The sequence below is a fragment of the Bacillus cereus group sp. N6 genome, from assembly GCF_016483705.1.
In the GTDB taxonomy this organism is placed as follows: Bacteria; Bacillota; Bacilli; order Bacillales; family Bacillaceae_G; genus Bacillus_A; species Bacillus_A wiedmannii.
Genome location: NZ_JAEHBI010000191.1, coordinates 1 through 657 on the forward strand (window position 1 = coordinate 1; position 657 = coordinate 657).

Below are 657 nucleotides of genomic sequence, written 5' to 3' on the forward strand. Positions count from 1 at the left end.
CATATGCCTCTCATTTGTAAATACTGAGTATATCAAACAGTGTGGAGGTGATAATATGGTCGATCGAAAAGTCATTTTAAATGCATATAAAAAAGGACCTGAAGCTGTTATTTCTTTATTTGAAGAAACATTTTCTAAGTTAGAAAAACGTATACAAGAACTAGAAAATGCTTCAAAAAAAAACTCTACAAATAGTCATAAACCACCTTCTACAGATGGTTTGCGTAAGCCTGTTACAAAAAGTTTACGCAAATCATCTCATCGTCAAACTGGTGGCCAGTTGGGCCACAAAGGACATACTCTTGGTTTGGCAGCGACTCCAGACCATACAATTACGTATTCTCCTGCATATTGTACTTGTTGCCATACTTCTTTGGACCATGAGCCTGTAAAAGGATACCGCATTCGCCAAGTGTATGACTTACCACCTATTCAAATAGAAGTAACAGAACATAAAGTAGAACAGAAAGAATGCCCACATTGCCATGCCATCCAAGAAGCTCCGTTTCCTCCTACCGTCTCTCGTCCTGTCCAATATGGCCCGAATATAAAAAGACTAGTTCCTTATTTAACGCATTATCAGTGTCTTTCTTTAAAACGAACAAAGGAATTCTTTCAAGATTGTTTTGGGCATTCGATTAGTGAAGGAACTTTGGT

1 protein-coding gene is annotated in these 657 nt (G+C 37.7%); it reads left to right on the forward strand.

The window, feature by feature from the left end; all coding sequences use genetic code 11:
- Nucleotides 1-55: 55 nt before the first annotated feature.
- A partial coding sequence (locus JDS99_RS30850) for a DUF6444 domain-containing protein (protein ID WP_199696489.1) occupies nucleotides 56-657 on the forward strand: 602 nt, incomplete at its 3' end.